The organism is candidate division KSB1 bacterium (assembly GCA_022562085.1).
Lineage (GTDB): Bacteria > Zhuqueibacterota > Zhuqueibacteria > Oceanimicrobiales > Oceanimicrobiaceae > Oceanimicrobium.
On record JADFPY010000188.1, the window covers coordinates 1 to 8,535 of the forward strand.

The window sequence follows — 8,535 nt, forward strand, 5'->3', positions numbered from 1 at the left end:
TTTGCAGTAAAATTTGAGACTTGACAGTAATGTAAAAATTGCTCAATATAGTCTTGAAGCATAGGGATTCCTCCAAAATGTAAAGTGTGTGGCAATACAATTTACAATTGGTTTCCCTTTGCTTCAATAATATTCGAGCAGCGATAGGCGTGGGGGGTAACCAGCAAACAAAGATTGAAAATTAGCATGCAGTTATCGAATTCTCAGAAGTCACCCATCGCAGCGTTCTTTAAACAACAAGGATTCGTTCTACTTGATGGTGGCTTAGCTACTGAATTGGAAAAACGTGGCCACAACCTGAACAACAATTTGTGGTCTGCCAGTCTGTTAATCAATCATCCTCAGGAAATTCGCAAAGTACATCTCTCCTACCTTGACGCCGGCGCAGATTGTATCACTACGGCAACCTACCAGGCGAGTATTCCCGGTTTCGTAGAACAAGGAATATCAGAAAAGAAAGCCAAATCTCTACTCAAAAAAGCCCTTGAGATTGCATCCGAAGCCAGAGAGCAATATCTCGACAACAGCAAGAATAAGAACCCGTCAAGGATACGTCCTTTGATTGCCGTCAGCATTGGGCCATTCGGAGCCTATCTCGCCGACGGGTCAGAATTTCGAGGAGACTATTCTGTGTCAACTCAAGAACTTCGTTCATTTCATGAATCGAGGTGGGAAATCCTTGCTGATTCATCTGCTGATATTTTTGCATTCGAGACCATCCCTAGTTTCCGGGAGGCTGTGGTCTTACTCGATTTGCTCAAGTCAACTCCCGAGGTCTATGCCTGGATAAGTTTCTCGTGTACGGATGGGATGAGGATAAGTGATGGCACACATCTGGCAGAATGTGCTGAACTATTTGTCAACTGTGAGCAAATCGTCGGGGTCGGTGTGAACTGTACAGCACCGCAATATATCTCTTCGTTAATTAAGCAAGTGCGCCAGGGAGCTCCAGCCAAACCAATTGTGATCTATCCAAACTCCGGAGAAGTCTATGATGAGAATCGAAAAAGTTGGATGGGTTCTTCAGACCTAATAAATCTTGGGACCGCAGCAATTGAATGGTTCAATCTTGGGGCGCGGCTGCTCGGAGGATGCTGTAGAACGAACCCGAGCCAGATCGCAGATATGAGAAGGGCACTATTAAGCCTGCAGAATAGGAAGACCCCTTAAAGCATGTGTTTGTGTGTTTTCGTGCTCGAGTGTTCCGGTACTAATATCTTGAAATTAATCAACTTGACAAAATACGTAAACACTTTAACACTTTAACACCTGAACACCTAAACACTGTCTCTAGTTTACTTTCTGCGTTTTTTTGAACGGCCGCCGCCTGATTTCTTACTCTTCACTTTAGAAAATTTCTTTTTTCCCCCCGCCATTTTCGGGCTTTCCTCCAACCTTTTTATTTTTAACTGCTGCCCTGCTACCCAAACCTTTTTCAATTCGCGGAAAATATCACGCGGCATGCCTTCGGGAAGATCCACCGTACTGAAGTCTTCATAAATCTCGATCCGCCCGATGAATTCACCATCGATACCTGCTTCATTGGCGATAGCGCCAACAATATTGCCGGGTTTTACACCATGAACATCACCAACTTCTATCCGGAATGACTCCATGCCCTCTTCAACTCTGAAAGCGGATTTTTTCAGGCTTGACCCGCTCTGCCCTTTTACGCTTCTGCCTCTGTCCGGCTTATTTTCGAAGTCAACTGGTGCAGGTTTAGGGGCTTTTTTTAGCAGAAGGGGCGTATCTTTCTGTGCAAGTCTGGCCAGGGCCGCCGCGATTTCAAGTGCGGGTACATCATGTTCCTGTCGGTACTGCTCCAGAATTTGATGATAAAATCCCAGCTCCTCACTCGCAAGTGTGTCTGTAATGCGCTGCTTGAAATCGGCAATTCTTTTATTATTTATCTCTTCCGTGGACGGCAGTTGCATCATCTCAATTTTCTGCCTTGTTGCTCTTTCAATAGAGCGCAACATCCGCCGTTCCCGTGGAGATACAAACAGAATGGCTTCACCGGTTTTCCCTGCCCTGCCGGTGCGCCCAATGCGATGTACATACGATTCTATATCGTAAGGAACGTCATAATTAATCACATGACTGATGCGGTCAATATCCAGGCCGCGGGCTGCAACATCAGTTGCTACCAGAATATTCAGTTTCCCGGCTTTCAATCTCCCGACCGTTGTTTCCCGTTGTTTCTGCGGGATATCTCCACTAAGCGGCGCAGCGGCATACCCCCGGGCTTCCAGCTTATCGGACAGTTGTTTGGTTGCTATTCTGGTGCGGACAAAAATCAGCACTGCGTCAAACGTGACTGCCTCAAGAATTCGGGTCAGGGCATCGAGCTTATGCAGCCCGCTCACCATCCAGTAACGCTGATTGATGGTCTCCGCAGTCGTTGTGCGTACTTTGATTCTAATTTCTTCCGGTTCTTCGAGATATTTTTTTGCAATCTCTTTAATAGCGCTCGGAAGAGTCGCAGAAAACAGGGCTATCTGGCGTCCCGGCGGCGTTTGATCCAGAATCCATTTCACATCATCGATAAATCCCATGCGCAGCATTTCATCAGCTTCATCCAGTACGGCGCAATTGATCGAATCCAGCTTAAGAGTACCCCGCCGGATATGGTCTATAATTCTACCGGGAGTTCCCACAACAACGTGTACTCCACGCTTTAACCGCCGGAATTGGCCAACAATGTCCTGGCCGCCATAAACTGGAATCACATGAAATCCTTTCATATGAGCGGCATACCTTTGAAAGGCTTCCGCAACCTGAATTGCCAGCTCTCGCGTTGGCGCCAAAACCAGAACCTGAGGTTTGACTTTCTTGAGGTCGATGTGGGACAGCAGCGGTAAGGCAAAAGCAGCGGTTTTACCGGTACCGGTTTGAGCCTGCCCAAGGACATCTTTTCCTGCCAGAATATGAGGAATGGTCAGAGCCTGGATCGGTGTAGGCGTTTCATAACCGACGTCATCCAGTGCACGTAATACGGGTTTGCTCAGTTCCAGCTCATTAAAAGCCGATTGGGTTGTCAGGTTATCCGACATCTATCCTGCCAATGCGTATAATTAAGAATGGATTTGTAGATGTAACCACTTTTATTTTTTCCTAAAATAAGTAACATTTCTCACTTGGGGATGTCTACATAAGCATCAGTAAAAACAATAACAAAGAACTATGTCATTTCGAGCCCTTCGACAGGCTCAGGATAAACTCCGCGAGAAATCTGATGAGCTCGAATTGTCTTGAAGAATTGAATTTAGCCTTCAAATCTTAGCATGCCAAGACTCAGATTCCTCCCGTTGGTCGGAATGACATGTGAAAGCAAGTGAGAAATGTTAGTAAAATAAAATATGCTTTTGACCATTTGCTTTTGGCTTTTGGCATTTAATTTTTGAAAATTTACGTCGTGTCCCGACTTTACTTATTCGGGATCACCGCTTAGGTGATCTCTCATGCGGGGACTAAAGAGCATTTTCCTCCATATCGTAAGGGCTCTTAATTTCATTGGGGCGAGGATATCTAAGAGTCTGTGTATACACCATCGTTGTCCTGACATCGCTGTGACCTAGAAGCTCCTGCACACTACGGATATCATAACCGGCTTTCAGTAAACCTGTGGTGAGCTGAGTCGAACCATGAGTTGCAAAACTATGCCGGAATATATGCGGGGAGGCGTTTTTGGGTATTTGTGCCTTAGTCGCCGCGGCTTTAACAGCTCTTTGAACATGGGTATCGTGAAGATGATAACGACGAATAACGCTTGTACCTGAAATGATCGTTAATTTTTTTGCCGGGAAAAAGAACTGCCAGGAGAATTCTTTGGCACTATTTCTATATTTTTTTTCTAATTGACCCGGCATAAAAACCCCACTATATCCCGCATTGAGGTCTTGCCGATGAAGATTCTTAACCCGTTCCAGATGGTCCTTCAATTCAGGTATGACTCTTTTTGGAAGTAGAACCTTTCTAAATTTGCGCCCTTTTCCATATACGGTGACGATTCCTTCATCAAAATCAAAATTTTGAACACGAACATTTAAGGCCTCATTTAACCTGAGACCACAGCCATATAGCAGTTTCACGACCAGGCTATAGGGATATGCAAGGCCCTCAATAATTGTATCAATTTCCTTTCTTGATAAAACTGACGGTGCATATTTAGTCTTTTTAGCTCGGGGTATATCTTTAAAATCGCCAAATTCCCTTTTTAGGACATGGCGATAAAAGAAGAGCAGGGCATTGAATGCCTGATTCTGAGTTGAAGCCGCAACCTCTTTTTCTACAGCAAGGTGGGTAAGAAACTTTTTAACATCACTCGATGCTAAAAGCTGCGGAGATTTATTTCTGAGATATCCCTGGAATTTGCTAAGCCAAGCTCTATATGCTTTAAGAGTTTTAGGTGAATAATGTCGCAGCTTTATTTCAATACTCAGCATATCGAACTCATTTTTCCAGGTTATTTTTTGTTTTGTAACTCTTTTTTGCCCAACTTTATCATTCTGCAATCCGGCAGGTTGTTCTTTTTTCTGAATAGATGATTTTGAAACAACTATTTTATCTTTTTCGATTAATTTATAAAACAAAATGATAGTTTGCTTTGCCTGCACTATCTGCTGTTCGGTTTGATGTTTCTGTTTTAGTTTTCTGATAAAATGGGACAAGCTATTTGGATTAGCTGCAGCATGAGAATATTTATGGCAAAAATCCAAATAGAATCGCAGCCATTTAAGAAAAAATGGAACTTCTTTCACCGAGACTTTTTGTTGCTGCAAAAAAGCCCTGTAAGGATCAAGGATTTTAGTTGGGATATTAAGCATACGATACTTATAAGTTTTTCTGTATAGTATTCATAGCATATCAAATTCTTTACTTAAATGCAATATTTTTATTGCATCTCGATCACATATTAAATATGTTAATGTTATACAGAAAAATGAGTTACTTACTTGTTGAACGAAACCGCTTCGCGGTAGTTTTAAGAGTTCTTTGACACAATCAATTGAATATCCTACCTTTGAGCAGTCATTAATCTATACTGTAACAAACCAAAGGAGGATATGTTATGGGTGCTTTACGAGATCGGATGTATGAGTATATGGTACTGCGGAACATGGGGAAGAAGACAATTCAGGCTTACCTTTACCATATGGCCGAATTGACTCGCTACCACAAAAAGCCGCCTGGTGTTCTGGATGAGGCTGATGCGCGTCGGTATCTTTTTCATCTTCGCAATGAGCGGAAGTTGAGTTGGTCTAGCATCAATGCTGCAACATCTGCCTTTAAGATTTTTTACAAGAAGGTGCTTCAACGTGAATGGGATGTCGGCAAGATACCACGTCCAATGGGTGAACGCCGATTGCCGGTAGACCTATCTCGCAGAGAAATCAAACGGCTTTTGGATTCGGTAGAGAATGCCGTGCACCGGGTAATCTTAATGACTATTTACTCGGGTGGGTTACGTGTGAGTGAGGGTGCTCATTTGCGCGTCTGCGACATCGACAGTGACCGCATGCGGATTTTTGTCAAGCAAGGTAAGGGCAAGAAAGACCGCTACACCCTGCTCTCGAAGATTGCCTTGGAGGAATTACGTACCTACTGGCGTGCAACTCGACCGGATTATTGGCTTTTTCCTGGCAGACATAAGAAACCTCTTTCCATCGATGGGATTCAGAAAGCCTTTAAGAGCGCCAAAAAAAAGCCGGCATTAAGAAGAATGCCACAGTCCATAGTCTCCGTCACAGTTTTGCCACCCACCTTCTTGAAGATGGCGTAGACCTATTCACCATCAAAGAACTGCTCGGCCATAAGAGCATCCAGACCACACTTATTTATCTCCATCTTCAGCACCGTAATGGTCGTCGTGAGGTTGTTAGTCCTCTGGACAAGTTCAATTGGGAGGATGAGTCATGACTCTCCCAAATACACGACAGACGCTTGAATTGGGGGATATATTTCGGGAGTATGGTCCTCGTTACCGTGCCAGTCGCAAGTTGCCAACGCATCAGTTGAAGGCCATGACGGCGATAGAGACATGTCGAACCAAGGAACTCGGTGGTCATCTCCAGGAATGTGACCAATGTGGTGCAGAAGTTCCCGCCTATGATTCGTGCGGCAACCGCCATTGCCCGAAGTGCGGTTGGCTGGCGCAGCAGAAGTGGCTGGCGGCGCGCAAGCAAGAGGTGCTCTCGGTAGGTTATTTTCATGTTGTCCTGACGGTACCGGATTTGCTGAATCTGCTGTTTCAATATAATCAGAAGGTGATGTGCGACTTACTCTTTCGTGCCGGGAAGCAGACGTTGCTTCAGTTGGGTCATGACCCGAAGCACCTTGGCGGCTTGATAGGTGTGCTGGCCTTTCTACATACCTGGGGACAAAACTTAATTGACCACCCTCATTTGCACTGCATTATTCCTTGTGGTGGTCTTTCAGAAGATGAGATGGAGTGGATTTATCCTCGAAAATCCAAGAAACGGAAAAAGTTCTTTGTACACGTGAACGTCATCAGTGATTTGTTCAAGAAGAAGTTTATGCACTATCTAAACGCTGCTTACGAACGCGGCAAGTTAAACCTTGTGGGAGCGGTATCGCACCTTCAGGATGCTGCTGAGTTCAAGCGAATGAAGGATGAGCTTTACAAGAAAACCTGGGTGACCTATTGCAAAGCTCCCTTTGGCGGCGCCGAAGCCGTGCTTGAGTATTTAAGTCAATACTCGCATCGGGTGGCGATATCGAATCATCGTTTGGTTAAAGTGGAGGATGACCGTGTCTACTTCAAGTGGAAGAACTACCGCAAGGGGGACAAGTTAGAAGAGACGTCGCTTGAGGTATTTGAATTTATCAGGCGTTTCCTGTTGCATGTATTGCCGAAAGGGTATTTTCGTATCAGATATTACGGGCTCTTTGCCAGCCGCAACCGTGAGAAGCGTATGCTGTGCCAGGAGATTTTAGGGTGTGTACCTGAGAAAAGCGATGATTCGAGTTCGGTGAAGAAGACCTGGCAGGATTGGGTTTTAGAATTGACTGGCGTTGAGCCTGGAATTTGTCCTTATTGCAAGAAGGGCCGTTTAGTATCGAAATTGGAGCCTTCTGTAGTGCCACCATAGGAGAATAGAGAGGAGGTTTTATTAAGTTAAGTCATCATTTTTTTAAAGATTTTTTACCGGGGCATTCGAGTGGTACATTCAATTGGGTTTCAGGGAGCGGATAAGCTGCATAAAAAAGTGGCAAGTTTCACTTTCAGTGCATATAATAAAGACTTAATAAGTATTTTTGTTGATACTTATCGTACGACGTTCTGCTCAAAACCGTACTTTCAATCAAAGAGCTAAGTTGAAATCCACATAGGTGGTGGGCGGTTTCGTCCAACCCGATTTTATACGCAGTTGAGCGTGTATCGGTCAGGGATCAAACAATGAGTCAGCTTCTGCTCTTTTTTTGTGGCTCAGAGGACTTCCTTGGGCTCAACCCCGTATAAAATCCTAATTGTTAGGCCGCTCTCTGGGCCCATTGTTCTTTGGGTGATTTCTTTTATGGCAGTACCTTAGCGTTGAATCTATTTCTGACTGGTAACGATACAAAACTTGAAAGGATGGTAGAGATATGAAGTATATTTTCATTTATAGTCTTCTTTTTGTGGTCCTGGGTCTCGTTGTTGGCTGCACAACAAAGAACCAAGATGCGATGAATTTGCCAGCTACGCAACGTGCCGAAATCAACGGCGTGCAACTGGAGATCCGGGACAGAGGTACCGGGGAACCTGTAGTCTTTGTACATGGTGCGATGGGCGACGAATGCGCTGCGGTGGTTGCTGAGCCGGCGCTTGTCACGAAATACCGAGTAATAGATTATCATCTGCGTGGCTGGGGCGGCAGTGACCGTGTCGAGGCTACTGTCAGTATTGCACAGCATGCAGCAGATTGCAGGGCGGTCATGCAACATCTGGGCGTTGAACGTGCTCACCTCGTCGGCCAGTCCTCCGGTGGGGTCATTCTTTTACAATTGGCAAAAGACTTCCCGGAGGCTGTGCATACACTTGCCCTATTGGAGCCTGCCCTGCCGTCGATTTTGTTTAGTTCGCCTGAATTCAAGGAGATAGTAGCAAAGGCGGGATCTTTGTACGAATCGGGTGATATTTCAGGTGCGATAGAAACCTTCGCACAGGAAGTCGCTGGTGCTGATTACCGTACAGTGTTTGACCGAACTCTGCCTCCCGGTTACTTTGAACGTTGGGTAGCAGATGCCGACGCCCTTTTCAAGTACCCATCATTGGATGTGTGGAGGTGGACACGTGAGGATGCGGCCCATATCACCCAGCCAGTGCTGAACATGAGAGGGGCCAATACAAAACCTTATTTTCGGGAGATTCACGAAAGGGTGCGACAGTGGCTGCCGCACGCGGAGAACTTCGTTCTGCCAAACGCAACTCACGCCATGCTCCAGACGAATCCGAAAGGCGCGGCTGAGCGCCTGGCCAGCTTCTTCTCGAGCCACCGATTGCCAGAATAATAACAGGCAGGCCAGTGAAGC

Annotated in this window: 7 protein-coding genes; 5 read left to right on the plus strand and 2 right to left on the minus strand. The window is 45.4% G+C overall.

The window, feature by feature from the left end:
* Positions 1-186 precede the first annotated feature (186 nt).
* Positions 187-1,170, plus strand: coding sequence for a homocysteine S-methyltransferase (mmuM, locus tag IH879_14670; GenBank protein MCH7676176.1), 984 nt, complete (start codon positions 187-189; stop codon positions 1,168-1,170).
* Positions 1,171-1,295: 125 nt separating this feature from the next.
* Here the strand turns inward: mmuM and IH879_14675 are convergent, their stop codons facing one another.
* Both IH879_14675 and IH879_14680 read right to left on the minus strand, forming a co-directional pair.
* Complete coding sequence (locus IH879_14675; GenBank protein MCH7676177.1) at positions 1,296-3,053, minus strand: DEAD/DEAH box helicase; 1,758 nt, start codon at positions 3,051-3,053, stop codon at positions 1,296-1,298.
* Between the two features lie 417 nt (positions 3,054-3,470).
* A complete protein-coding gene (locus tag IH879_14680; GenBank protein ID MCH7676178.1) occupies positions 3,471-4,760 on the minus strand; it encodes an integron integrase in 1,290 nt (429 codons plus the stop codon).
* A gap of 344 nt (positions 4,761-5,104) precedes the next feature.
* Between IH879_14680 and IH879_14685 the strand changes: the two genes are divergently transcribed.
* From IH879_14685 to IH879_14700, 4 genes are all read left to right on the plus strand, one after another.
* Positions 5,105-5,782 (plus strand): site-specific integrase, encoded by a 678-nt coding sequence (locus IH879_14685; protein MCH7676179.1) that lies wholly within the window; start codon positions 5,105-5,107, stop codon positions 5,780-5,782.
* The gene (locus IH879_14690; GenBank protein MCH7676180.1) at positions 5,713-5,919 is read left to right on the plus strand and encodes a tyrosine-type recombinase/integrase; all 207 of its coding nucleotides are present in this window, start codon (positions 5,713-5,715) and stop codon (positions 5,917-5,919) included. Before IH879_14685 ends, IH879_14690 begins: the two co-directional genes overlap by 70 nt.
* Positions 5,916-7,112 (plus strand): IS91 family transposase, encoded by a 1,197-nt coding sequence (locus IH879_14695; GenBank protein ID MCH7676181.1) that lies wholly within the window; start codon positions 5,916-5,918, stop codon positions 7,110-7,112. Before IH879_14690 ends, IH879_14695 begins: the two co-directional genes overlap by 4 nt.
* 496 nt (positions 7,113-7,608) lie before the next feature.
* A complete protein-coding gene (locus IH879_14700; protein MCH7676182.1) occupies positions 7,609-8,514 on the plus strand; it encodes an alpha/beta hydrolase in 906 nt (301 codons plus the stop codon).
* The last annotated feature ends 21 nt before the right edge of the window (positions 8,515-8,535 follow it).